Annotated in this window: 25 protein-coding genes; 7 read left to right on the top strand and 18 right to left on the bottom strand. The window is 70.3% G+C overall.

Annotated elements, in window-relative coordinates:
• Positions 1-68 precede the first annotated feature (68 nt).
• Positions 69-365, bottom strand: coding sequence for a hypothetical protein (locus AB0M67_RS06370; RefSeq protein WP_365743227.1), 297 nt, complete (start codon positions 363-365; stop codon positions 69-71).
• 132 nt (positions 366-497) lie between these two features.
• Here AB0M67_RS06370 and rpmF point away from each other — a divergent pair, with 132 nt between their 5' ends.
• The 3 genes from rpmF to AB0M67_RS06355 all read left to right on the top strand — a co-directional run bounded on the left by rpmF (position 498) and on the right by AB0M67_RS06355 (position 2,092).
• Positions 498-668 carry a 50S ribosomal protein L32 gene (rpmF, locus tag AB0M67_RS06365; RefSeq protein ID WP_365743225.1) on the top strand — a complete coding sequence of 57 codons (171 nt, stop codon included), beginning with the start codon at positions 498-500 and terminating at the stop codon, positions 666-668.
• Between the two features lie 3 nt (positions 669-671).
• Complete coding sequence (locus tag AB0M67_RS06360; protein WP_365743223.1) at positions 672-1,625, top strand: ATP-binding protein; 954 nt, start codon at positions 672-674, stop codon at positions 1,623-1,625.
• Between the two features lie 74 nt (positions 1,626-1,699).
• Positions 1,700-2,092, top strand: a complete 393-nt coding sequence (locus AB0M67_RS06355; protein ID WP_365743221.1) for an SCO5389 family protein — start codon at positions 1,700-1,702, stop codon at positions 2,090-2,092.
• Positions 2,093-2,168: 76 nt separating this feature from the next.
• Here the strand turns inward: AB0M67_RS06355 and AB0M67_RS06350 are convergent, their stop codons facing one another.
• The 14 genes from AB0M67_RS06350 to AB0M67_RS06285 all read right to left on the bottom strand — a co-directional run bounded on the left by AB0M67_RS06350 (position 2,169) and on the right by AB0M67_RS06285 (position 15,267).
• Positions 2,169-2,780 carry a DUF1772 domain-containing protein gene (locus AB0M67_RS06350; protein WP_365743219.1) on the bottom strand — a complete coding sequence of 204 codons (612 nt, stop codon included), beginning with the start codon at positions 2,778-2,780 and terminating at the stop codon, positions 2,169-2,171.
• Positions 2,781-3,008: 228 nt separating this feature from the next.
• Positions 3,009-3,896, bottom strand: coding sequence for a methylenetetrahydrofolate reductase [NAD(P)H] (metF, locus tag AB0M67_RS06345; protein WP_365743707.1), 888 nt, complete (start codon positions 3,894-3,896; stop codon positions 3,009-3,011).
• 215 nt (positions 3,897-4,111) lie between these two features.
• Positions 4,112-5,023 (bottom strand): alpha/beta hydrolase, encoded by a 912-nt coding sequence (locus tag AB0M67_RS06340; RefSeq protein WP_365743217.1) that lies wholly within the window; start codon positions 5,021-5,023, stop codon positions 4,112-4,114.
• Positions 5,024-5,069: 46 nt separating this feature from the next.
• Complete coding sequence (locus AB0M67_RS06335; protein WP_365743215.1) at positions 5,070-5,780, bottom strand: indole-3-glycerol-phosphate synthase; 711 nt, start codon at positions 5,778-5,780, stop codon at positions 5,070-5,072.
• Complete coding sequence (locus tag AB0M67_RS06330; RefSeq protein WP_365743213.1) at positions 5,777-6,523, bottom strand: N-(5'-phosphoribosyl)anthranilate isomerase; 747 nt, start codon at positions 6,521-6,523, stop codon at positions 5,777-5,779. Before AB0M67_RS06330 ends, AB0M67_RS06335 begins: the two co-directional genes overlap by 4 nt.
• Positions 6,520-7,665, bottom strand: a complete 1,146-nt coding sequence (locus tag AB0M67_RS06325) for an acyl-CoA dehydrogenase family protein (protein ID WP_365743705.1) — start codon at positions 7,663-7,665, stop codon at positions 6,520-6,522. Before AB0M67_RS06325 ends, AB0M67_RS06330 begins: the two co-directional genes overlap by 4 nt.
• Before the next feature lie 116 nt (positions 7,666-7,781).
• A complete protein-coding gene (locus AB0M67_RS06320; RefSeq protein ID WP_365743211.1) occupies positions 7,782-8,156 on the bottom strand; it encodes an ectoine synthase in 375 nt (124 codons plus the stop codon).
• Between the two features lie 2 nt (positions 8,157-8,158).
• The gene (gene trpA / locus AB0M67_RS06315) at positions 8,159-8,998 is read right to left on the bottom strand and encodes a tryptophan synthase subunit alpha (RefSeq protein ID WP_365743209.1); all 840 of its coding nucleotides are present in this window, start codon (positions 8,996-8,998) and stop codon (positions 8,159-8,161) included.
• Entirely contained in the window at positions 8,991-10,052 is a 1,062-nt protein-coding gene (locus AB0M67_RS06310; protein ID WP_365743207.1) for a hypothetical protein, read from the bottom strand. Before AB0M67_RS06310 ends, trpA begins: the two co-directional genes overlap by 8 nt.
• Before the next feature lie 2 nt (positions 10,053-10,054).
• Entirely contained in the window at positions 10,055-10,318 is a 264-nt protein-coding gene (locus AB0M67_RS06305; RefSeq protein ID WP_365743205.1) for a phosphopantetheine-binding protein, read from the bottom strand.
• Positions 10,315-11,847, bottom strand: coding sequence for an AMP-binding protein (locus AB0M67_RS06300; protein ID WP_365743203.1), 1,533 nt, complete (start codon positions 11,845-11,847; stop codon positions 10,315-10,317). Before AB0M67_RS06300 ends, AB0M67_RS06305 begins: the two co-directional genes overlap by 4 nt.
• Positions 11,837-12,733, bottom strand: coding sequence for a MaoC family dehydratase (locus AB0M67_RS06295; RefSeq protein WP_365743201.1), 897 nt, complete (start codon positions 12,731-12,733; stop codon positions 11,837-11,839). The genes AB0M67_RS06300 and AB0M67_RS06295 overlap by 11 nt, the downstream gene beginning before the upstream one ends.
• Entirely contained in the window at positions 12,730-13,980 is a 1,251-nt protein-coding gene (locus AB0M67_RS06290; RefSeq protein WP_365743200.1) for a beta-ketoacyl-[acyl-carrier-protein] synthase family protein, read from the bottom strand. Before AB0M67_RS06290 ends, AB0M67_RS06295 begins: the two co-directional genes overlap by 4 nt.
• Before the next feature lie 69 nt (positions 13,981-14,049).
• Positions 14,050-15,267, bottom strand: a complete 1,218-nt coding sequence (locus tag AB0M67_RS06285; protein WP_365743198.1) for a pyridoxal phosphate-dependent aminotransferase family protein — start codon at positions 15,265-15,267, stop codon at positions 14,050-14,052.
• 393 nt (positions 15,268-15,660) lie between these two features.
• On the opposite strand from AB0M67_RS06285, the gene AB0M67_RS06280 reads away from it, so the two are divergent.
• A complete protein-coding gene (locus tag AB0M67_RS06280) occupies positions 15,661-16,587 on the top strand; it encodes a bacterial transcriptional activator domain-containing protein (protein ID WP_365743196.1) in 927 nt (308 codons plus the stop codon).
• A gap of 134 nt (positions 16,588-16,721) precedes the next feature.
• Here the strand turns inward: AB0M67_RS06280 and AB0M67_RS06275 are convergent, their stop codons facing one another.
• Genes AB0M67_RS06275 through AB0M67_RS06265 form a run of 3 tightly spaced genes read right to left on the bottom strand, consistent with a single transcriptional unit; the run spans position 16,722 to position 18,732 of the window.
• The gene (locus AB0M67_RS06275) at positions 16,722-17,477 is read right to left on the bottom strand and encodes an SDR family NAD(P)-dependent oxidoreductase (RefSeq protein WP_365743194.1); all 756 of its coding nucleotides are present in this window, start codon (positions 17,475-17,477) and stop codon (positions 16,722-16,724) included.
• A complete protein-coding gene (locus AB0M67_RS06270; protein ID WP_365743192.1) occupies positions 17,474-18,460 on the bottom strand; it encodes a ketoacyl-ACP synthase III in 987 nt (328 codons plus the stop codon). Before AB0M67_RS06270 ends, AB0M67_RS06275 begins: the two co-directional genes overlap by 4 nt.
• A gap of 11 nt (positions 18,461-18,471) precedes the next feature.
• Complete coding sequence (locus AB0M67_RS06265) at positions 18,472-18,732, bottom strand: hypothetical protein (RefSeq protein ID WP_030355857.1); 261 nt, start codon at positions 18,730-18,732, stop codon at positions 18,472-18,474.
• A gap of 189 nt (positions 18,733-18,921) precedes the next feature.
• On the opposite strand from AB0M67_RS06265, the gene AB0M67_RS06260 reads away from it, so the two are divergent.
• From AB0M67_RS06260 to AB0M67_RS06250, 3 genes are read left to right on the top strand one after another with little or no spacing between them, the layout of a single operon-like run.
• A complete protein-coding gene (locus AB0M67_RS06260) occupies positions 18,922-19,806 on the top strand; it encodes a class I SAM-dependent methyltransferase (protein ID WP_365743189.1) in 885 nt (294 codons plus the stop codon).
• Positions 19,807-19,816: 10 nt separating this feature from the next.
• The gene (locus AB0M67_RS06255) at positions 19,817-21,385 is read left to right on the top strand and encodes an NAD(P)/FAD-dependent oxidoreductase (RefSeq protein ID WP_365743187.1); all 1,569 of its coding nucleotides are present in this window, start codon (positions 19,817-19,819) and stop codon (positions 21,383-21,385) included.
• Positions 21,386-21,405: 20 nt separating this feature from the next.
• The gene (locus AB0M67_RS06250) at positions 21,406-22,911 is read left to right on the top strand and encodes an FAD-binding protein (RefSeq protein ID WP_365743185.1); all 1,506 of its coding nucleotides are present in this window, start codon (positions 21,406-21,408) and stop codon (positions 22,909-22,911) included.
• Positions 22,912-22,922 lie beyond the last annotated feature (11 nt).

Below are 22,922 nucleotides of genomic sequence, written 5' to 3'. Positions count from 1 at the left end.
GGCCCCGGCCGCACCCTCTCAGGTGCGTCCGGGGCCGTACGCGTAGGGGGCGGTCGTACGCGTAGGGGTCAGTGGTCGTCCCAGTGCCCTTCGTGCTCGGCGTGGCGGTGTCCGTCGTGCACATAGTCCACATGGCCGTCATGAGGCACTGCCACATGGCCGCACCCCTCGCCGTGCTGGTGCGTATGGCCACTGTGCGGGGCGTGGGCTCCGGGCTCGCATTCGTCCACATGGTCGCCGTGGACCGCGTGCACATGGCCGTCGTGCGCGTAGTCGACATGCCCTGCGTGCGGGAAGGCCACATGGCCGCAGCCCGCGCCGTGCTGGTGCGTGTGGTCCGGGTGGGGAGCGTGCGCGGTCGTCATGGCTCTCTCCTCATCACTCGTGGGCGCGAGCCCGCGTCACTCATGGGCGCGAGCCGGTTTTGGTAACGGTGTTCATTTGCATGTAGCGTTCGACGGCATCACCATCCGCGCTCCGCACCCAGGAGGTTCGCCATGGCCGTACCCAAACGGAAGATGTCCCGCAGCAACACCCGTCACCGCCGGGCCCAGTGGAAGGGCGTCACGCCGACCCTCGTGCCCGTCACCATCGACGGTACGTCCCATCTCGTACCGCAGCGACTCGTCGCGGCGTACGAGCGCGGTCTGCTGACCCCGGAGGGCTGAGCCGTGCGCGTAGCGTTCGTCGGCAAGGGCGGCAGCGGCAAGACCACGCTGTCGGCCCTCTTCGCCCGGCAGTTAGCCGCCGAGGGGGCGCCCGTGGTCGCCATCGACGCGGACATCAACCAGCATCTGGCCGAGGCCCTCTCCCCCGGGGAGGGCGAGAGCCACAACGCGCCACCGCTCAGCGCGCGCACCGGCGAGATCAAGGACTGGCTGCGCGGGAACAATCCGCTGATCGCCTCACGCGAGGAGATGATCAAGACCACTCCGCCGGGGCGCGGTTCACGTCTGCTGCGGGTGCTCGGCGAGGACCCGGTGCACACTCACCACGCGCGTCCGGTGGGTGGGGTGCCGCTGATGGTGACCGGGGTGTTCGACGACAGCGACCTCGGGGTGGCCTGTTACCACTCCAAGCTCGGGGCCGTCGAGCTGTATCTGAACCATCTGGTCGACGGGCCCGGTGAGTATGTCGTCGTGGATATGACCGCCGGGGCCGACGCGTTCGCCTCCGGTCTGTTCACCCGGTTCGATCTGACGTTCCTGGTCGCCGAGCCCACACGCAAGGGCGTCTCGGTCTACCGCCAGTACCGCGATCACGCCCGGGAGTTCGGGATCGCGCTCGCCGTCGTCGGCAACAAGGTGACGGGCGAGGACGATCTCCTCTTCCTCAAGGAGCATGTCGGGGACGATCTGATCGCCTACTGCGAGCAGTCCCCCTGGGTACGGGCACAGGAGCAGGGCCGTACGGGAGGCGGGCTCGAACCGCACAACGCGCACACCCTGCGCCAGCTGCGCGCCGCGGTCGACGCGCGGCCGAAGGACTGGGACACGTTCCAGCGCCACGCCGTCGAGTTCCATCTGCGCAACGCGCACGCGTGGGCCGACCGGGCCACCGGGAGCCAACTCGCGCTCCAGGTCGACCCCGGCTTCCGGCACGGCCCGGACGCCCTGGCGCGCTGAGTTCCGCCGCGCCCTCGTACCGTCTCCTCCCCCACCGGGCCCCTGTGACCCCCAACCCGACAGGACAGGCACTCATGTCGCTCGATGTCTCCCCCAAGCTGCTCGCCGACGCCGAGAACGGCCAGATCCGCGAAGAGGACTTCGTGGACACCGTCCGGACCTCCCTGCCGTACGCGTACACCCTCATCGCCGATCTGGTCGGTGAACTGCGGCGCGGCGACGCGGTGTTCGCCGACAACCAGACACCGCCGCCCTCCGAGCACGAACGCGGTCAGCTGCTGCGCGCGCTCGCCAGCGACGCCATCCGCTCCAGTCTGGAGCGGCACTTCGGGGTCGGCCTGGCGTTCCAGAACTGCCACCGGGTGGCCGTGTTCCGCCCGGAGGACCAGGGCGGTGCGACCCACACCCGGTTCACCTCGACGCGCTCGCAGATCCTCAACCAGTCGCCCGAGTTCCGGGACTGCTGAGCCCGGGACCGCTGAGCGGTCGATGAGGCGGGGCGGTGGGGCCGGAGCCCACCGCCCCGCCTGTCCCGGCCCCGGCTCAGACGCCGTGCGGGCGCATCGTGGCGCTGCCTGCGCCGGCGCCCGCACGGCCGTGCAGCACCAGCGCGCGGGCGAGGAAGCCGAGCGCCGCCGTGCAGACCAGAGTCCGCACGATGTTGCTCGTCTCCCAGGTGGTCCTGAACTTCTCGACGATCGAGAAGTCCGTGATCTTGGCCGGGTCACCGGCGGCGGCCAGTTCATTGTTGAGCGGGATATTGACGCTGAACGTGATCATCAGGGCCACCAGATAGAGCACGGCCGCCGCCCCGATCCAGAGCGCGGCACCCCGCCCGCCCTGGCGGTGCTCAAGGAACGCCGCGACCGCCGCGGCCAGCAGCGCCCCGATGAAGATCATGCCGAAGAGACCGTTGCCGTCGATCAGGGCGTTGAAGTTCTGCATCGCGTCGACATAGGTGCGGTCGTCGGTCCTGGCCAGCCCCGGCATCACCGAGATGTCGTACGCGAAGAAGAGACCGGCCATCAGCCCCATGGTGATGGTGGCGATCATCAGCAGCGGCGCCACCGCCTTGCTCCGGCGCACGGGCGCCACCGCGGGGGCGGGCGGATAGGCGGCGTAGGGGTTCGGGGTTCCGGTCGGGTTGAAGCTCATGGGACTTCCTTGTCTGGTGGTCGAAGCCGTCCGATACGAGGTGATCCGGCGACCGCCACGGTGTCGTCGCCAACGCCGCCGCCGACATGTGACACGGCTTTCTCACGTACTGCGTCAGGGGACCAGTCAAGTACGGCGCGGTGAGACGGAACATAGCCATGAATCTCAGCTCCATGTTCCAGCGTCCAAGCGGGCGGACGGCTCACCGGCCCCCGGCCGGCCGTCGGTTCAGGGACGAGTGGCGGCCAGTGGCCGGTCGCGTCGTACCCCCACGCCCAGGTTCTGGTGGATCTCCATCGTGGCCGTGGAGCGGTTCAGGGTGATGTAGTGCAGTCCGGGGGCGCCTTCGGCGAGCAGTCGTTCGGCCATGGCCGTGGCGTACTCGACACCGATGCGATGTCCGTCCCGCGGCCGGTCGCGCGCCTCTTCGAGCCGTTGGGCCAGCGCGTCGGGGAAGCGGGCGTCGCTGAGTTCGGCGAAGCGGCGGATCTGCCGTACATCCGTGGCCGGCATGATCTCGGGGACGATCGGGGTCGTACAGCCCGCGGCAGCGAGCCGGTCGCGGAGCCGCAGATAGTCCTCGACGTCGAAGAACATCTGCGTGATCGCGTAGTCGGCGCCCGCCCGGCACTTGGCGACGAAGTGGCGGATGTCGCTGTCCCAGTCGGGCGAGCGGGGATGGCGCTCGGGGAAGGCGGCCACCCCGACCGTGAAATCGCCGAGTTCCCTGATGAGGGTGACGAGTTCACTGGCCTGGGCGAAGCCTTCCGGATGGCGGACCCACTCGCCGCGCGGGTCACCCGGCGGGTCCCCTCGCAGCGCGAGTACGTCCCGGATACCGGCGTCCGCGTACTGCCCGATGATGTGCCGCAGTTCGGCGACCGAGTGGCCGACCGCGGTGAGATGGGCGACCGGGCGCAGGGTGGTCTCGGCGGCGATGCGCTTGGTGACCTCGATCGTCCGGTCGCGCGAGGAGCCGCCGGCGCCATAGGTCACGGAGACGAAGGACGGCGCGAGCGCCTCGATCCGGCGGATCGCGTTCCAGAGCGTACGTTCCCCCGCGGGCGTCTTCGGCGGGAAGAACTCGAAGGAGTACGAGCGCTGCCCGTCGGCCATCAGGGCACGCGGGCCCGGCCTGGGATGCTGCGGGAGATCCGCGGTCTCTGCCGCCATGAGGAGGGGTCCTTCCTGGAGCCGCTCGGTGCGTGGATGAATACAGTGCGCACACAGTAGCCGCGATGCGCCGCGCTCCCCCGCCATGACCACGGATTGATCACGTACTGATCACCGGGACGACGCCCGCGCACAACCGGCCTTCCCCCGCGTGGAGTTCAGGATCCGGCGGGGGTGTCTCCGGCCCGCCGCAGACACTCCTCCAGAAAGGCAAGCGCCCGCAGATGGTAGGCGCGGGCCGCGCGGCCGATGCTGATGTTGTGCCCGGCGGCGGACAGCCGCTCCACCGTGACGACCGGCGCCGCGGTCAGTTGCCCCGTCATCGCCGCCAGCGCCTCGTCGTCCAGCTCCCACCAGAGTTCATGCTCCGCGAAGGTCAGTCTGACCGGGCTGGTGATCCGGCCGGCCAGCCGCGGGTACTGGACGGGCCAGGTCGCCGTCTGGGCCGCCTCGCGCGCCGGTACGGGCCTCAGCAGAGCCCGGCTCGCCCGGAACGTACCGGGTGAATACAGGTGCAGCGGGCCCCAGTTGAGCCGGGACGCGCCACCGCCGAGGGTGTCGGGGAAGTGCCGCGCCTCGGGCGCGTACCGCCAGCCGCATCCGTTGACGTCGAGCCCGATCAGCCCGCTTCCCGCGTCCTGCGCGGCCATGTGCAGCGCCACCTTGCCACCGTCGGAGTGAGCCACCACGAAGAAACCCGAGCCGGTGGGGTGGTGCCGGGCGAAGCCGGCGAGGGCCCGGTGCAGTGTTGTCGCCTGTTCGCCGAGGGGCTGTCCGTCCGGCAGTGGGCCGGCGGAGGCGCCGTACCCGGGCCGGTCCAGGGCCAGCACCGTATGACCGAGCCGGGCACCCAGGGTGAGCAGTGAGTCGGCCGGATCGGTCAGCCCGTTGAAGTAGTCGGCGCACATGCCCCGGCCGTGGACGGCGACGATCACGGAGCGTGGTTCCGAGCCGCCTTCCGGCTCGGCGAGCAGACCCGACAGCGGGACGTCACCCGCGTGCAGGGTCACGGCACGGACGGCGAACGCCGCGGCGGTGGCGGAAGCGGAAAGGGATACGGGTGCGGTCATGGCAGGCGGTTCTCCTGAGCGGCGGGGGCGGGCCGGTCGGGGCCGGTCAGTGCGGCCGGCCCACCGGGCGGGTCCTGGCGCGGTCCAGGCGGTCGACCCAGCCGGCCGCGCTGTCGGTGCGCAGCAGCGAGGTGCCCACCAGCAGGCCGGCGTACCCCGCGTCGAGCAGTTTCGCGGCGGCGAGCGGGCCGTCGATGGCGCTGGCGCTGACCGGGCAGCGGGTGCCCGAGGCCCGGACCGCGGGCAGCAGGGCGAGGCTGCGGTCGAGGTCGCCGCGGTCACGCTCCTTGGCCTTGATGTCCTTGTTGTTGACGGCCACGACGCACTCGTCGGCGTGTGGCAGACCGTCGAGTTCGGACTCCTCCGTCACCTCCACGAACGGGGTGAGGCCGAGGGTCAGTGAGGCGGTGATCAGGGTGCGCATACTGGACCGGGGCAGCAGCGCGGCGGTGAGGAGCACGGCGGAGGCGCCGAGTTCCCTCGCGGCCGACAGCTGGTCCTTGCGGGTGATGAAGTCCTTCTGGAGCAGCGGCAGATCGGTGAGCGCGGCGACATCGCGCAGCAGATCGGTGGTGCCACCGAACCAGCGTCCCGTCACCACCGAGATACAGGGCGCGCCCGCGGCTTCGTACGACTCCACGATCGCGGCGGGGGTCCGGCCGCCGAGCAGGTCGTAGCCGTGCGCGTCGCGCCGTTTGATCTCCATGACCAGCGGGCGACCGGCGGCCAGCAGGGCTTCCAGGAACCGGGACGTCATCGGGACTCCTCAGGGGGCGTGTCGGTCCGCCAGGCGCGGGCCAGAGCGGTGACGGCGGGCGCCGATATACGTCCGTGGGCATCACGGGCCGCGGTGTCGACATCGATGCCACGGAAGCCGGGGTGGGCGACGACGGACCCGTAGTCGGGACGGTTGTAAGGGGAGATGCCCCCGGCGAGCAGGAACGGCCGGGTGAGCCGGGGCAGCAGGCCGAGCACAGCACGCTCGGGGAGTTGATGTCCCGTGCTGCCGATCCGGCCGTCCTCGGTGGCCGTGTCGAGCAGGAACAGGTCGGTGCCGGCCCGCTCGTACGCGCCGATCAGCGGACGTTCCGGACAGCTGCCGCCGCGCAGATGGAGGACCTTGACCAGGACCGCGTCGGGCAGGGCGGCGCGCAGCGTCCGTACCACCGCGGGTGGCTGGTAGGCGTGCAGTTGCAGCCAGCGCAGCCCGGTGCGACGGGCGAGACCGGCGAGGACTTCGGGGTCGCCGAGGAAGGTGACGAGGACCGGTTCGAGCCGGCCGGTGGCGCGGGCGGCCGTGACGAGTTCGCTCAGGCGCCGGGCGGGGAGTTCGGCGTGGCCGCCGGGTATGCCGTGCCACAGGCCGACACAGTCCGCGCCCGCGGCGGCGAGCGTGGTGAGGTCGTCGGCGGAGGTGGCCCCGCAGACCTTCAGAACCCGGCGGGTCTCGGGTGCGGCCGAGTGTCCCGCCGGGAGCCCGGAGGCGGGCTCCGGGCTCACGTGCCCAGACCCAGCATCGAGGCGATGCGGTTGTACTGGATTTCCGTGGTACCGGAGTAGATCGTGCCGGCCACGGCGTCGCGCACGTCCTTCTCCAGGCCGTACTCGGTCATATAGCCGTGCCCGCCGAAGAGTTGCACGGCCATCAGACTGGTCGCCACATTGCTCTCGCTCGTGATCAGTTTGGCGATGGCCAGATCCACCGTGACGTTCTCGCCGGCCGCGAGGCGTTCACCGGTGTCGTACAGCCACTTGCCTGCCGTCTCCAGCCGGATCCTCATGTCGACGATCTTGTTGGCGACGGACTGGTACGAGCCGATCGGTCTGCCGAAGGAACGACGGGTCTTCGCGTAGTCGAGGCAGCGGTCGAGCCGGTGCCGCATCTCCCCCACGTTCACGATGAAGGAGAAGAGGATCTCCCGCTTCATCACTTGGTCGAGCACGATGAATCCGCCGCCGACCCGGCCGAGGACCCGGGTCCTCGGAACACGGCACTCGTCGAAGAACAACTCGCTGAGCGGCGAGGTGCGCAGTCCCATCTTCTTGGTCGGTGTGCCGATCGTGAGCCCCGGGGTGTCCCGGTCCACGAGGAACGCGGTGACCCCGAGCGGGCCGCCGTCCGGATGCGTACGCGCGTAGACGACGAACACATCGGCGACAGGGCCGTTGCTGACGAAGATCTTCGAGCCGTTCAGGACGAACTGGTCGCCGTCCCGTACCGCTCTGGTGGTCATCGCCATGGCGTCCGAGCCGCCCTCGGCCTCGGTGATGGCATGGGCGCCGATCACCTCGCCCGAGCAGATCCGGGTCAGATACCGCTCTTTCTGCGCGTCCGTGCCGAATCGCGCGAGTGGCACACCGGTACTGGCCATGGTGGTGGTGACCGAGAAGCTCAGCCCGGAGTCGCGGCAGTGCTCGCCCAGCCCTTCGAGCAGATACATGGTGGTGAGCAGGGACTGGCCGAGGCCGCCCCAGCGCTCTTCGAAGGGCAGTCCGAGAATGCCGGTCTCCCGGATCAGTTTCCACTTGTCCCAGGAGAACGTGGCCTGTTCGTCCTGTTCTATGTGGCCGGCGCTGAGCGCCTCACCCCACCGGGCCAGACCTTCGCGCAGTTCGGCCTGGTCGGCGTTCCAGCGGATCACGGCGAGCCTTTCCCTGACGATTCGTTGACGGGCCATTCGGTGACGGGTGATTCGGTGACGGGTGATTCGGTGACGCGCGGTTCGGTGACGGACGGACCGGGAACCGCGGTGTGCGGTCAGTACGCCGAGGAGACCTGCTCGTCGAGCTGGTGGACCTCGTCACCCTGGAGCGCCGGGGAGAAGACGCACACCAGACGCAGATCCTCGTGCGGGCCGGCCACGAGGTAGTGGGCGTCGTTCTCGTTGAGTGAGTAGAGACGGCCGGGCACGATCGGGTGCGAGGTGCCGTCCAGCTCGATCACCTCTCCCGAACCCTCGATGCAGTAGCAGGATTCGATGTGATTGCGGTACTCCAGACGGGACTTGGTACCCGCGCGCACGGTAGTGTCGGTGATGCTGTAGTCGAGGCCGTCGGCGGCCACGATGAAGCGACGGCTCAGACCGTTGCCCCACTCGACCGTCTTCACGCTCTCCAGGTCACGGACGAACATGTTCAACTCCCGGTTCTCTCAGGTGTGATGGAACGGTTGGGCGATACGGACCTGACGAAGGCGCGGAAACCGTCGACGACGTCGCTCTTCTGAGTGAGCGACCGCTCGATCCGGGCGACACCCGCGGAGCCGATGATGACGGCATCGGCTCCGCAGGCGCCCACGGTCTCCACGTCCTGTCTGGTCCTGACCCCGAAGCCGATGGCGATCGGGGATTCCGTGTGCGCCCGGAGCGCGGCGACGGTGGTCGCCAGCGCGGCGTGCCCGGTGGCGGGGGCGGTGCCGCTGCGTCCGTAGTGGGCGACGAGATAGAGATAGGCGGTGGCGTCGGCCGCGGCCTCGGCCATGGTCGACGGCGGGCTCTGCTGGTAGCAGGTGGTGACGACGGGCAGCCCGGCCTCGCGGGCCGCCGCGTGGTGTGCGGTGCGCAGCCGGGGCGGCAGCGCGTGGACGAGCAGTCCGTCCGCGCCCGAGCCGGCGATCGTACGGAGGGTGCGCGCCGGGTCGCCGTGCTCGCGGTCCCGGTGCTTGAGTGAGTGGCTCCAGTCGGCGAGCAGCGCGATCCGCAGCCGGCGCAGGCGCGGGCGTACGGCGGCGATGAAGTCGAGGACCTCGTCGAGCCCGACGCCCTGGTCGAGGGCGCGGCGGGAGGAGCGGCGGATCACGGGCCCGTCGGTGACGGAGTCGGGGAAGGGCACGGCGAGTTCGAGGCAGTCGACGCCCTCCTCGTCCAGCATGAGTACGAGGTCGGCGAGGACGTCGAGCGGTGGGTCCCCGGCGTTGAGGAAGAGGGCCAGACCCGGTCCTTCGCCGGGTCCGACGCGGGAGAAGAAGTCAGCCATGGGTCATCTCCTCCGTGCGGGTGGGCGGGCGCGACGCCCCGGCCCTTACGCGCTCGGCGAGTTCGCGGGCGGCTCCGCCGCGTACCGCCTCCAGGGCGGCGGCGACGGCCCGCGTCCAATCCGTGGTGTGTCCGCTCGCGACGGACAGCGCCGCCGCGTTGAGGCAGACCGTACGGGTGGCCACCTCTCCCCCGGTGCCCGCGAGCACGGAGAGGAAGTGCGCGGGTGCCGAGGCGGGGTCCGGGGCGGGCTCAAGATCGTCGAAGCCTCCGCCGGGCGGGACCAACTCGCCTGCGGGGATGTGGAGTTCACGGCCGTCGTGGGTGTGGATGGTGTTGTTGGCGAAGCCGAGCAGTTCGTCGGCGCCGCGGTCGTTGGTGGTCAGCCAGAGCGTGCGGCCCGGCCGGGTCCCGCTCTCGCTCCTGGCGAGCGCGCGGAGTTCGGCCAGGGGCGCGCTCGCCGAGACCCCGGTGACCTGCGCCGTGACGGGCAGATCCGCGAGGAACGGCCCGAGGGCGTTGAGGAAGCGGCCGAAGGGTTTCATGCTCGTCGGCGCGATGGTCCTGGCCAGCCGGGTCAGCTGCGCCGGGTAGACGAACGGTCCGGCGAAGGCGATGCCGTACCGGTCCAGGGTGTCGGCGGTCTGGTCGTAGGAGGAGGTCAGCCGGACGCCGAGCCGTTCCAGCAGATCGATGGAGCCGAGCGAGCTGGTGTACGCGCGCGAGCCCGTCTTGACGACCCGCACCCCGGTAGCGGCGGCCACGAAGGCCGACGCGGTGGAGATATTGAAGGTCTTCGGTCCGCCTCCGGTGCCCACCACATTGACCGTTCCCGGCCAGCGGCCCGCCGGCCGGGCGGGCCGCCGCTCGGCGAGCGAGTCGAGCAGCGGGCGCAGTGTCCCGTGGCCGGGCAGCGAGGTGGCCAGGGAGGCCAGCAGGGCGAGGGCCTGCGCTCTGTCGAGGCCGCCGTCGCCGAGCTGGTCCCAGAACGACCGCCAGGTCTCGCGCCCGACGGGCGCGCGCCGCTCCAGCAGGCCGGTGAGTGCGTCATGCACCGTTATCCGCCCGCCACCTCGGTACGGCGTGCACCGGCGATGAACGCGTCGATGGCCGCCACACTGCGGAAGTTGTCGGGGTCGAGGTCGGTGTCGCCGATCGGCAGCTCGAAGCGGTCCTCGACCCAGGCGATCAGCTTCAGCACACCGAGGCTGTCGATGACACCGTCCGAGAGCAGATCGTGGTCGTCCGCCAGCTCCTGGGCGGTGATGTCCGGCAGGAACTCCTCGATGACGAACTGCTTGATGGTGCCGGCGTGGCTCATGACGTCCTTCCCTGGGCGGTTGTGGCTGACGTGGCGGTGGAGACGGTGGACAGCTCGTCGAGGCGGTCGAGCGCCGTGCGGTCGACCTTTCCCGTGGCGGTCTTCGGCAGCGGTTCTTCGACGATCCGGAGCTTGGCGGGGACGGCCGCCCTGGGCAGACGTCTCGCACAGTGCTGACGCAACGTCAGAGAGCTGAGCCCGCTGCCCGGTTCGCTCTGTACGGCGGCGATGAGCCGGCGGCCCTCGACCTGGTCGGGTACGGCGGCCACCCCCGCTTCGCGTACGGCGGGGTGGTCGAGCAGTACCCGTTCGATCTCCGCGGTGTTCACGGCGACACCACGGACCTTGACCTGGTGGTCGGCGCGGCCGGTGAGATGGAGCCTGCCGTCGGCGTCACGCCGTACCAGATCGCCGGTGCGGAACCAGCGCCGGTCGTCGCGTCCCAGCGGATGGCCGGTGAACTTGTCGGCGTGCCGGGTCCGGTCGAGATAGCCGGCCGACTGGAAGGGGGTGGAGACATACAGTTCGCCGGAGCCCGGCCCCTCGACGGCCGCGCCGTCCGGGGTGAGGATCAGGGCCTCGACTCCCGGCAGCGGGCGGCCGATCGGTACCGGCGGACACTCGGTGGCGCCGGTGTCGACCTCATGGACGAAGCTGTCGTTGGTCTCGGTGCAGCCGTAGATGTTGTGGATCCGGGCCCCGGGGAACAGTCCGGGCAGGGCGGCGAAGGTGCGGTCGGGTATGACATCGCCGCTGAACATCACCTGCCCGACCCCGGGGAATGTCGCCCCGCGCCGCTCGGCCGCGTCGAGCAGCAGCCCGTAGAACATCGGCACCGCCTGGACCACCCGTACGTCATGGCGGACGAGGAGGTCGAGCAGATGCGCGCCCCGGGCGGCCAGTGCCGGGTCGACCAGGACCACCCGGCCGCCGTGTGCGAGGGTCGTCCAGATATCCAGCAGGCACAGGTCGAAGTTGAGCGGTGCGTAGTTGAGTACGGTGACGCCTGGCCCGATGGAGAAGGCGGGGGCGGCCCAGGCGACGAACCGGTTCACGGCGTCCCGGCCCAGGGGGACGATCTTGGGCAGGCTGGTGGAGCCGGAGGTGGTGAGCATGAACGACACTTCTGCGGCCTCGCGGGGGGCCAGCGGCTGCGCGGTGACCTCGGGGTTCGGCGCCACCGCGGCGTCCGTGCCGTCGGCCGTGATCACCCGGCGGCAGCCCGCCTGCGCGAAGAGATCCGCGAGCAGGGAGTCGGCGAGCGCGGGCGACGGCAGCAGGAAGGGGCGCCGGGCCAGCAGACAGGCCAGCACCAGCGCGACGGCCGCGGGTGATTTGGTGGCCAGGAGGCCGATGGGCTCGCCGGGGGTGAGCCCAAGACCGGTCAGCCGGTCGCGCTCGCGTCCGGCCCGCTCGTACAGCTCGCGGTAGGTCGTCTCCTCGCCGTTCCACACCAGGGCGGTGGCGTCGGGCCGTTCGCGGACCTGGGAGAGGAATCCGCCCACCAGGCCGGGGCCGTCAGTCGTCATGTCCGGCTCCCGCTCTGCCCGGGTGCGCGGCCAGTTCGGCCCAGCCGCTCTTGACGGCGGGTCCCGCGGGGGTGCGGCAGCCGAAGCGCACCACGCGGCGGGCCGTGTCCGGCTGGAGGTCGAACCGGAGCGGCTCGCCGGGCGTGACGGGCGCCGAGAAACGACCGCCGATCCCCCGTATCCGGGCGGCGTCACCGTCGGCGTACCGGTCGGTGATCTCCTCGACGGCCAGGGCCAGCACGCTCATCCCGTGCGCGATGACCGAGGGGAAACCGGCGGCGCGGGCCGCGTCGGCGTCGAGATGGATCGGGTTCTCGTCGCCGGAGGCCAGCGCGTAGCGGCGGATCCACTCCACGGTCGGCTCGTGGACGACGGTGGCGGGCTCGGCCGCTCCTGCGGGAGCGGGGGCGGCGGCGCCGCCGGAGATCTCCCCGAAGGGTTCAAGGGCGGTCGCGCCCACGAGCAGGGCGCTGGTGACCAGTTCGGCGAACGGCTCGGCGGCACCACCCGGATCCGGGGAGCTCGGGGAGTCCGTGAGGTCCGCGCCGTCGCCGGTCAGCCGGGAGCGCAGCGCGACCCGTGTCCCGCGCGGTTCACGGCGGGCGCCGAGCACCTCCAGCCGTACGGTGACCTGTTCACCGGGGCGTACGAGCCGCCGGCAGCGGATGTCCTGGCCGAGGTGGACGACCGACACGGGACCGGGCTCGTCGGCGGTCAGCGCGGCCACCGTACGTTCGGCGACGGCGTGGGCGAGGACGAACGCGTGGACGGGCGAGGCGAGTTGGTCACGCGCGGCGGGCAGCTCGGCGCGGACGGCGCCCCGGTAGGCCGCGATCTCATCGGCGGTGACGGTGCGCGTCGCCGTCGGGGCGGGGGCGACGGTCATATCGGGGCCACCACCAGGCTGGAGTTGTGGCCGCCGAAGCCGAAGGAGTTGGAGAGCGCGGGACCGGACGCGACGGTGCGCGGGGCGCCGTGGACCACATCGATTTCCATGCCTGGCTCCAGCTGTTCGTGGTTGGCGGTGGGAGGGACCTCGCACCGGCTCATCGCCTGGACGGTGGCGATCAGTTCGACGGCGCCCGCGGCGCCGATGAGATGGCCGATGACGCTCTTGCTCGCGGTCACCGGCGGGCCGTCCGTGCCGAACACCTTGGCCAGCGCGAGTGCTTCGGCCCGGTCGTTGTGCGGGGTCGAGGTGCCGTGCGCGTTGACATGGACGATGTCGGAGGGGGCCAGACCCGCGTCGGCGATGGCTCCCGCCATCGCGCCGACTGCGGCGCCGCCGTCCGGCAGCGGCATGGCCAGGTGGTACGCGTCGGAGGTGGCGGCGTAGCCGGCGACGGTCGCGTAGGTACGGGCGCCGCGCGCCCGCGCGTCGTCGAGGCGTTCGAGGACGACGAACCCGGCGCCCTCCCCCATCACAAAGCCGTCGCGGTCGGCGTCGAACGGCCTGGACGCGTGCTCCGGGTCGTCATTGCGCAGCGATACGGCGTTGAGGTTGCCGAATCCGGCGAGGGTGACGGGGGTGAGGGTCGATTCACAGCCGCCGGCCAGGACGACATCGGCCCGGTGGGTCCGCAGCAGTGTCAGCGCGTGGCCGATGGCGTCGGCGCCGCTGGCGCAGGTGGTGGCGATGGTCAGGGCGGGCCCCTGCCAGCCGAGCCGCATCGAGATCTGGGCCGCCGCCGCGTTGGGCATCGTCATCAGGGGCATCAGCGGGTTGACCCGGTGCGGTCCCGACTCGGTGAAGTGCCGGGACTCCAGGTCGCTGGTGGCCCGGCCGCCGACGGCGTTGCCGACGACGATCGCCGTACGGCCGGGATCGGCGGTGGGCCCGCCGGCGTCCCGGTGCGCGGCGAGGGCGGCGGTCGTCCCGTACAGCGCGAACGGGTCCATCCTGCGGGCGTCCTTGGCGGGCACGAGACCGAGGGAGTCGAGCCCGCGGACCCGGCACCCGATGCGCACCCGGTGGCGCTCCAGGTCGAGATGGGTGAGCGCGGCGGCTGTGGACCTGCCCGCGCGCAGCGCGGCCCACAGATCGTCGGGGGTGCAGCCGGCCGGGGTGACCACACCCATGCCGGTGATCGCGACAGGCGCTTGTGGCGGTGCGTGCCTCGGTGAGGTTGGCATCTCGGATCCCGTATCCCGTACGAACGTCGGAGGGCGGAGGGCGGAGGTGAGAAGCGAGCTGACGGTGCGTCAGTCCGCGATGAGTCCGCACACGTGGGCCGCCTTGAGGAAGGCCTCCGCGGCGAAGTCGATGTCGCTCTTCGTGTGGCGTGCGGTGATCGCGATCCGCAGCCTGGCCAGGTCGTTGGGGACGGCCGGGGTGACCACCGGCAGACCGATGACGCCCGCCGCGCGGCAGGCCGTGGCGTAGTCGTACGCGGCGTCGTCGGATCCGGCGATGACGGGGACGACGGCGGTCTCGCTGTCGCCGGTGCGCATCCCGCCGTCGTTCAGCATCTGGCGGAAGCGCGCGGACTCCCGCTGGATATGGCCGACCCGCTCGGGTTCGCGCTCCAGGATCCGCAGCGATTCGAGCGCCGCGCCCGACTGGGCAGGGCCGAGGGCCGCGGAGAAGAGGAACGGCCGTGCCGCGTACTTGAGATGGCCGATCAGCTCGCTCGGTCCCGCCACCCAGCCGCCCATCGAGGGAATGGCCTTCGAGAGCGTGCCCAGCTTGACGTCGACGCGCGCGGTGTACTCGAAGTGTTCCTCGATGCCCTTGCCGGTGGCGCCGATGACACCGAGGGCGTGGGCCTCGTCCACCATCAGCAGCGCGTTGTGGGCGTCGCACACCCGGCGCAGCTCCGGGAGCGGCGCGATGTCACCGTCCATGGAGTAGACGCTGTCGACGATGACGAGCCGGATCCCGTCCGGGCTCGCGGCGGCGAGCCTGCGGTCGAGGTGGCCGACGTCGTTGTGCCGGAAGCGGGTGACGGTGGCGCCGCTCAGCCGGCAGCCGTCCACGATGCTGGCGTGGTCGTACTTGTCGATCAGTACGGTGTCCCCGGCGCCGACCAGCGCGCCGACCGTGCCGACATTGGCCGCGTACCCGGAGCCGAACACCAGCGCCTCCTGGCGGCCCGCGAACCGGGCGACCTCCGCCTCCAGTTCCTCGTGCAGCGGGATCGAACCCGCCAGCGCCCGCACCCCGTGGTTGCCGGTGCCGTACAGATCGACGGCGGACTTGGCGGCGGCGACCACGCGCTCGTCGCCGGCGAGGCCCAAGTAGCTGTAGCCCGACATCATCAGGAGGCGCTCGCCGTCGAGGTCGGCGTAGGCGGTGTCGCGCTCGACCGTGTACGTCACAAAGCTGTTGCGGCGGGCGGGCTCCCACTCCAGGGCCCGCACACGGCGATGAGTCGCGGCCAGTTTCGGCGCGAGACGTTCCCAGCCCCCGGATGTGTTCACGTACGTCTCCCTCACCACGTTTCGGACAATTACCGGAGTCCGCTCAACCTGGACTCAGAGTGCCGACGCAAATTCAACGACAGCTGCGCAAGGCGCGCGCAACACGGCGCTGAAATGGGAAAAGAGGGGAGCGCAAGAACAACGCGTCAGCTTTACGCAAGCGGAATGATGGTCTCCAGAGAAATCCCGGTAATGTTTCCCGGCCACTATTGACACACCGAGATGGCCGATTGATATCGTCCAATTTCTGTGCAGGGGGCATGCACAGAGTGTCCCGGACTCCTTCACAAGGACCACTGTGGCGGGGCCCCCTGGCGTGATGTCGACACCCTCGCCGGCGGCAGCCGCCGTCGGTGCAACCGGCCCAGGGCCGACCGCACCGGGGAGTACAGCTTGCTCATCAGACTCGCTGGCCTTGTCACGATCGAACCCGAAGGGGTTCCGCCACAGCATCTGTCCAGCGCTCAGGCTCAAGTCGCGTTCGCCAGGCTCATCCTCGAACGGTCCGGCGGCACCAGTCGCGATCAACTGGCCGACACCGTCTGGCCCGACGGACTGCCGGACACCTGGGCCTCGGCCCTGCGCAGTGTTGTCAGCCGGGTCCGTACGTTCGTCACGTTCCCCCAGCAGCGGCCCGGGGTCACACCGCTGGTCGCCCAGGGCGGTCGCTATCTGCTGCGGCTGCCGGACGACGCGGCCGTCGACGTCGAGTGCGCGGAGGCGGCGGCGAGGGAGGCGGCCGAGGCGTACGCCACCGGCTCGTTCGCCGTCGCCCAGAAGCTCGCCGCCGCGGCCGTGTCGAATCTACGCGGGTCATTCCTGCCCGCCCACGAGGGCGAGTGGGTCAACGGCGTGCGGGAATGGCTCGACGAGCTGCGACTGTCCGCGCTGGAGACCGCGAGTCTCGCCTCGGCGGCCCTGGGCGACGAGCATCACGCGCTGCGGTACGCCGAGGAGGCGGTACGGCGGGCGCCGTTCAGGGAGAGCGCCTACCGGTGCCGGATGGCCGCGCACCGTACGGCCGGCAACCGGGCCGAGGCACTGCGCACCTATCAGCAGCTGAGGGAGGTGCTCGCCGAGGAGCTGGGGATCGACCCGGCGCCGGAGAGCCAGGCCGCCTATCTGGAGTTGCTGCGCGGCCCCGACACCCCCCGAAGACCGGCGCCCGACCATGGCGCCGTGCCGCGTCTCGACCCCCTGCTGATGGGCATGTTCGAGGCCCCGTGCCCGCGGCCGGCCCCGCCGCGGCCCTGCTTATTGACGGCGGACGGCTGCCTCACCCACCCCGCGCCCCCGGTGCCCGAGTGGCGTGTGGCGTAGGGCCTTTCCTTTGGATCAGGCCCGCTCCGTGACCGGGCCTGATCCAAACGAAAGGCCCCAGCAGTAGCGGGGGAACGAACGCGGGCGGCCCGGCAGGATGCGCCGGGCCGCCTCTCTGTGCGTACAAGCCGTTCTCAGGTGATCGAGACACCGCTGTCGATGCTGATGACCTGGCCCGTCATACAGTCCTGGTCCAGGAACAGGGCGGCGCTGCGGGCCACCTCCTCGACCGTGACGAAGCGCGGAATGGGGGCCTTGCCCTCCATCCCCTCGATGACGTGTCCCGGCAGGTTCTCCGTCATTCCCGTGATCATGAACCCCGGGGAGAGCGCGTTCACGGTCACACCCCGTCTGCCGCACTCGGCGGCCAGGGTGCGGGTGAAGCCGATGAGACCCGCCTTCGAGGCGGAGTACGCCGTCTGACCCGCCGTCGCGATCAGCCCGGAGGGCGACACCACATTGATGATCCGGCCCCACCGCTGCCGGAGCATATACGGAACGGACACCCGCGCCGTGTGGAACGAACCGATCAGATTGGTCTGGATGACCTGCTGCCAGTCCGCCGGCGACTGCATCGCCATCAGCGCGTCCTTGCGGATGGCGCCGTTGTTGACGAGCACGTCGACCGGACCGAGCCGCTCACCGATCTCGGCGTACATCGCGGTGACGGCGTCCCAGGAGCCGACATCGCCGGTCACGACGGCCGAGTCGTTGCTCAGCTTCTCCCGTACGGCGTGGGCCGCCGCCTCCGAGCTGTTGTAGTGGACGGCGACCCGGCAGCCGAGCGCGTCGAGTTCGAGCGCCAGGGCCTGCCCGAGCCCGCCGGACGCCCCTGTGACCAGGGCGACCGGCCGCTCGGGACGGGTGCCCGGCTCGCTGTTACGGCTCATTTCCTCTCCCCGCCCCACTCGATGAGCATCGATCCCCAGGTCATTCCCGCGCCGAAACCGGCCAGCAGCACCTGGTCGCCCGGATGGATCCGGCCGCCCTCCAGCGCCTCGGTGAGCGCGATCGGGATGGACGCTGACGCGGTGTTGCCGTACCGCTCCAGATTGGTGACCAGCGCCTCCGGCCGCAGACCGGTGTGGCTGAGGATGGAGTTGATGATCCGGATATTGGCCTGGTGCGGAATGATGTGGTCGACATCGGCCGCGTCGACCTTGGCGCTCTCCAGCGTCTCCCGGACCGTACGGACCGTGTAGCGCACGGCGTTGAGATAGATCTCATTGCCGTTGATCTTGGCGAAGTGCAGCCCCTCGCGGACCGTCTCCTCGGTGGTCGGCATCCTGCTGCCGCCCGCCAGCACCTTCAGACTGCCGGTGCACGAGCCGTCAGCGCCGAGGTTCCAGGCCTTCACCCGGTTCTCCGGGCCGGGCTGGAGCACGACCGCCCCGGCCCCGTCGCCGACGAGGATCGACAGATCACGGTCGGCGGGGTTGGCCGTCAGGGTGTGGGTGTCGGAGCCGATCAGCAGGATGGGCCGGGGATCGATGGCGATCAGCGCCATCGCCGACACCAGACCGTAGACGAACCCCGCGCACTCCGAGTTGACGTCGTGCGCGCTGCCCGCGATACCGAGATCGTGGTGGACGAACGCGGACGTGGCCGGTGAGGGCTGCTCGGGCGTGGCGGTGGCGACGATCAGATGGGCGATGTCGGCACCGGTCAGGCCCGCCTTCTCCAGGGCGCGCCGGCCGGCCTCGACAGCCAGCGAGGCGGTCGTCTGTCCCGGCCCCACGGCACGGCGCTCCCGGATGCCGCAGCGGCTGACGATCCAGTTCTCGTCGACACCGAACCGCTCCGCGAGCTCCACGCTGGTGACCTTGCGCTCGGGTACGGCCATGCCCCACCCGGTGATGTCGAAGCCGTTCACGGGCGCTCTCGCTACGCCTGCGCCGGCTGCGGAACGAGCGCGACGATCCGCTCGTACACATGCCGCAGCGTGGTCGTGTCATCGAGATCCGCGAACAGCGACTCGTCGGCGGGGATGTGCGGGTACTGGTTCTGGAACCCGTACAGCCACTCCATCAGGTCCAGCGAGTCGACGTCCGCGATGTGCTGGAGCGGTGCGTCGGGGCTGACCTCCTGCGCGCCCGACACGGCCTCCAGCTGGCTCGCCAGTTCTTCGATGGTGGGGAGCGTCATGAGCTTCGGTCCTCTCTCGCGGTGCATCCGGTGTCGAGAGGCATGGAAGCGCGGCGCGCGCAATCCGGACGCAACACCGTTGACGCGCGGTCGTCTTGCACATCTGTTGCGAGCCACGCGGTTATCTCGTGACCGCATCACACGGTCGGTACGAGCGGCGCAGCGACAGGATCAGGAAAGAGGTCGAGGATGACAACGGTCGCACCCAGGTCGGTGGACCCCGAGGTCGACGCGGTCAGACACCACTACGAGGTCAGCAACGATTTCTACCGGCTCCTGCTGGGCCCGACCATGATGTACTCCGGCGGCTACTGGGAGCAGGACGAGGATCTCGTCGCGACACTGGACGAGGCCCAGGAGCGCAAGCTCGATGTGTTCGCCGCGCTGGCCGGGGCCCAGGGCGCCCGCCGGGTGCTGGACATCGGCTGCGGCTGGGGCACCATGCTCAACCGGCTCACCACCGTGCACGGGGTGGAGGAGGCGGTCGGTCTCACGCTGAGCCGCACCCAGGAGGCGTTCATCGCCGGCCTGGACAACCCGCGGATCACCACGCGGGTGGAGAGCTGGGCGGACCACGCGACGGACGAGAAGTACGACGCGGCGTTCTGCATCAACGCGCTGGAGCACTTCGTCTCCTCCAACCTGCCGCCGCGTGAGCGCACCAAGCGCTACCGCTTCTTCTTCGGCCAGGTGTACAAGGCGCTGAACCCGGGCGCGAAGTTCGTCCTGCACACGATGACGGCCGAGGCCCAGCCCATGAACCGGGAGCTGCTCGCCGATCTGAAGTTCCTCCAGCGCTCCGAGTTCGAGGGGATGCACATCCCGCATCTCCACGAGCTGACCGCCGCCGCCGAGGGCCAGTTCGAGGTCGTGGAGATCGTCAACGAGCGGGAGTCGTTCGCGATGGCGTGCCGCGCCTGGCTGAAGCGGCTGGCCGCCGACCGTGCGACGGCCGTCGCCCTGGAGGGCGAGGAGGTCGTGGCCCGCTTCGAGCGCTACCTCGACATCTTCGCGTACACGCTTGAGGACAAGTTCTTCAACAACTTCCGCGTCACCATCGCGCGCAGGGGCTGAGGAGGCCGCCGTGACGAGCATTCTCGAACCCGCCCGCGGAGACGGGGTGGGCAACGGTACGGAGCCGGAGCGCCCAGCCGGCCGGGGACCCACCCGTCATCTGCGGGTCGCGGTCATCGGCACCGGTTTCTCGGGCCTGGGAACGGCCATCCGGCTGCTCCAGCAGGGCATCGACGACTTCCTGGTCTTCGAACGGGCCGAGGAGGTGGGCGGCACCTGGCGCGACAACGACTACCCCGGGTGCGCCTGTGACGTCCAGGCCCATCTCTACTCCTTCTCCTTCGCCCGCAACCCGGAGTGGAAGAGCACCTTCGCCAAGCGCGACGAGGTGTACGCGTATCTGCGGGACTGCGCCGACCGCTTCGGGGTGCGCCCGCACATCCGCTTCAACCACGAGCTGATCGCGGCCCGCTGGGACGAGCACACCCGGTGCTGGCACATCGAGACCTCGGGCGGCGAGTACACCGCCCAGGTCCTGGTCACGGGCGCCGGCTATCTCAGCGAGCCGGCCGTCCCCGATCTGCCGGGGCTCGGTGACTTCGAGGGGAAGGTCTTCCACTCGGCCCGCTGGGACCACGACCACGATCTGACCGGCAGGCGCGTCGCCGTGATCGGTACGGGGGCCTCGGCCATCCAGTTCGTGCCGAAGATCCAGCCCGAGGTCGGGCAGCTCGACCTCTACCAGCGCACGCCTCCGTGGGTCGGCCCCAAGAACGACAAGGTCAACAGCGCCTTCCACACGAAGATGCTGCGTAGCCTCCCCGGCTACCAGGGCTTCCGGCGCAACTTCAACATGTGGGGCCGGGAGGTCCTGGCCTTCGCCTTCGCCCGGCCCAAGGTGGCCGAGAAGGTCCAGAAGATGGCCTCGGACCATCTCAAGAAGAGCGTCGAGGACCCGGCGCTGCGGGAGCGGCTCACCCCCGACTATGTCGTGGCCTGCAAGCGGCTGCTGTTCTCGAACACCTGGTACCCGGCGATCCAGCAGCCGAACGTCGATATCGTCAGCGACTCCATCGACCACGTCCGGGCCAAGTCCATCGTCACCAAGGACGGCCGGGAGCGCGAGGTGGACACCATCATCATGGGCACCGGCTTCCTCGCCACGGACCGTCCGATCGCGCGGCGGATCTGGGGCCGGGGCGGGGTCCAGCTCCGGGAGGCCTGGAGCGAGGGGATGTCCGCGCACCGCGGCACCACCATCGCCGGGTTCCCCAATCTCTTCATGCTGCTCGGCCCGAACACGACACTGGGCCACTCCTCGCAGACCGTGATGATCGAGTCCCAGATCGCCTACGTCGTGGACGCGCTCAAGCAGATGGACAAGCGCGGGCTGTCCAGCGTCGAGGTACGGCCGGAGGCGCAGCGCGCGTACAACGCCACGCTCGACAGGCGCCAGGCGCGCGCGGTCTGGAGCGCCGGCGGCTGCAAGAGCTGGTACCTGGACAGCGCCGGGCGCAACCCGTCGATCTGGCCCACGTACACCTGGCGGTTCCGCAACGGCACCAAGCACTTCGACCTGGGCGAGTACCAGCTCGCCACCACCGTGGGCGCCGGGCGACCGGCCGTCAACCACGCATGACGAACGGGAGAACGGACCAGATGAGCACCAACACCCCCTCTCGGCGCAGAGTCCTGGGCTCAATTGCCGCGACCGCCGCGACCGTCGTGGGCTGGAACGTGGCCACGCGGACCTGGGCCACCGCCGCCGAGGCGGGCCGCGGCCACGACGGCGGCAGGGTGTCGCCCGTACCGGCGCTGGACGGCACGCTCAAGACCTCGGCGGCCGACCTTGTGCAGTTCGGCAAGGACTTCGGCAATCTGGTGTCGGACATCACTCCCTGGGCCGTGCTGGTACCGGGCTCGATCGATGACATCGTCAAGATGGTCGACTTCGCCCGGTCCAACGATCTGAAGATCGCCGCGAACGGGCGCAGCGGCACCGGCGACGATCTTGAGTCGCACTCCAACTACGGCCAGGCGGCGGTCCCGGGCGGTATCTCGATCGACTCGCGCGGTCTGTCGAAGATCGTCAGCATCGGTGCGAACACCGCCGTGGTCGAGGCGGGTGTCACCTGGCACCAGCTGACCGAAGCGGCCCTGGCCAAGGGCAAGATGCCGCCGGCCATGCCCGACTACATGCATCTGTCGATCGGCGGCACGATCAGCGTCGGCGGCATCGGCGGCACGGTCGGCAAGTACGGCCTCGCGGTCGACACCATCGAGTCGATCGACATCGTCACGGGTACCGGGCAGCTCCTCACCGCCTCCCCCTCGGTCCGCCCCGACCTGTTCAACGCCGCGCTGGCGGGCGGCGGTCAGGTGGGCATCATCGTCCGCGCCAAGGTGAAGATCGTCCCGCCCAAGGAGCGGGTGGTCGTCTTCAACCTCGTCTACAACGACGCGGCGACCTATCTGGCCGACGCGGAGAAGGTCCTGGCGGAGGGCCGGTTCGAGGTCCAGGCCGGTGAACTCCAGCGCAGGCCCGACGACTCGGGCTGGCGTTACAAGATGGAGCTGGGCGCGACCTACACCGGCACCGCTCCCGCCCGGGAGCCGCTGATCGCGGGGCTGCGGGACGTCCGCGCCGAGGCCGTCATCGACGACATGCCGTTCCTCGACTACGTCTACCGGTTCGACGCGTATGTCGAGTACTACAAGGAGGCGGACTACTGGGACCAGCCCAAGCCCTGGCTGAGCCTGTTCCTGCCGGCCTCCAAGGTGAAGCAGTTCCTCCAGATCGCCGAGGCCGAGCTGACCGCGAACGACCTGGGCATCGGCTTCGTACTGACGTACCCGTACCGCACGTCGAAGCTCAAGCGTCCGATGGCGGTGCAGCCGAACGACTCGGTGGGCTACCTCTTCGACCTGCTGCGCTTCCCGCACCCCGGTGAGCCGGACATCGCGGGGATGCTGGAGCAGAACCGGCGGCTGTACGACAAGGCCGTGGCGCTGGGCGCCAAGCGCTATCTGGTCGGCGCCGTCCCGCGGATGACCCCCGCGGACTGGAAGAGGCACTTCGGCAACCGCTACACCGACCTCTGCAACGCCAAGCGGCGTTACGACCCGGCCGGCATCCTCACGCCCGGTCAGGGCTTCTTCGCCTGACCCGGCCCTGC

It is taken from the genome of Streptomyces sp. NPDC051662 (genome assembly GCF_040681655.1).
Taxonomy (GTDB): domain Bacteria; phylum Actinomycetota; class Actinomycetes; order Streptomycetales; family Streptomycetaceae; genus Streptomyces.
Note: the sequence above shows the minus strand (reverse complement) of the source record. Positions and strands in the feature narration are given on the sequence as shown.

Coding starts and splice junctions, on each gene's coding strand:
- rpmF (WP_365743225.1), top strand. CDS start 498: ATGGCCGTACCCAAACGGAAGATGTCCCGCAGCAACACCCGTCACCGC.
- metF (WP_365743707.1), bottom strand. CDS start 3,896: ATGGCCGACGGGCAGCGCTCGTACTCCTTCGAGTTCTTCCCGCCGAAG.
- AB0M67_RS06260 (WP_365743189.1), top strand. CDS start 18,922: ATGACAACGGTCGCACCCAGGTCGGTGGACCCCGAGGTCGACGCGGTC.
- AB0M67_RS06265 (WP_030355857.1), bottom strand. CDS start 18,732: ATGACGCTCCCCACCATCGAAGAACTGGCGAGCCAGCTGGAGGCCGTG.
- AB0M67_RS06320 (WP_365743211.1), bottom strand. CDS start 8,156: ATGTTCGTCCGTGACCTGGAGAGCGTGAAGACGGTCGAGTGGGGCAAC.
- AB0M67_RS06340 (WP_365743217.1), bottom strand. CDS start 5,023: ATGACCGCACCCGTATCCCTTTCCGCTTCCGCCACCGCCGCGGCGTTC.
- AB0M67_RS06350 (WP_365743219.1), bottom strand. CDS start 2,780: ATGAGCTTCAACCCGACCGGAACCCCGAACCCCTACGCCGCCTATCCG.
- AB0M67_RS06305 (WP_365743205.1), bottom strand. CDS start 10,318: ATGAGCCACGCCGGCACCATCAAGCAGTTCGTCATCGAGGAGTTCCTG.
- AB0M67_RS06300 (WP_365743203.1), bottom strand. CDS start 11,847: ATGACGACTGACGGCCCCGGCCTGGTGGGCGGATTCCTCTCCCAGGTC.
- AB0M67_RS06370 (WP_365743227.1), bottom strand. CDS start 365: ATGACGACCGCGCACGCTCCCCACCCGGACCACACGCACCAGCACGGC.
- trpA (WP_365743209.1), bottom strand. CDS start 8,998: ATGGCTGACTTCTTCTCCCGCGTCGGACCCGGCGAAGGACCGGGTCTG.
- AB0M67_RS06250 (WP_365743185.1), top strand. CDS start 21,406: ATGAGCACCAACACCCCCTCTCGGCGCAGAGTCCTGGGCTCAATTGCC.
- AB0M67_RS06295 (WP_365743201.1), bottom strand. CDS start 12,733: ATGACCGTCGCCCCCGCCCCGACGGCGACGCGCACCGTCACCGCCGAT.
- AB0M67_RS06355 (WP_365743221.1), top strand. CDS start 1,700: ATGTCGCTCGATGTCTCCCCCAAGCTGCTCGCCGACGCCGAGAACGGC.
- AB0M67_RS06290 (WP_365743200.1), bottom strand. CDS start 13,980: ATGCCAACCTCACCGAGGCACGCACCGCCACAAGCGCCTGTCGCGATC.
- AB0M67_RS06275 (WP_365743194.1), bottom strand. CDS start 17,477: ATGAGCCGTAACAGCGAGCCGGGCACCCGTCCCGAGCGGCCGGTCGCC.
- AB0M67_RS06335 (WP_365743215.1), bottom strand. CDS start 5,780: ATGACGTCCCGGTTCCTGGAAGCCCTGCTGGCCGCCGGTCGCCCGCTG.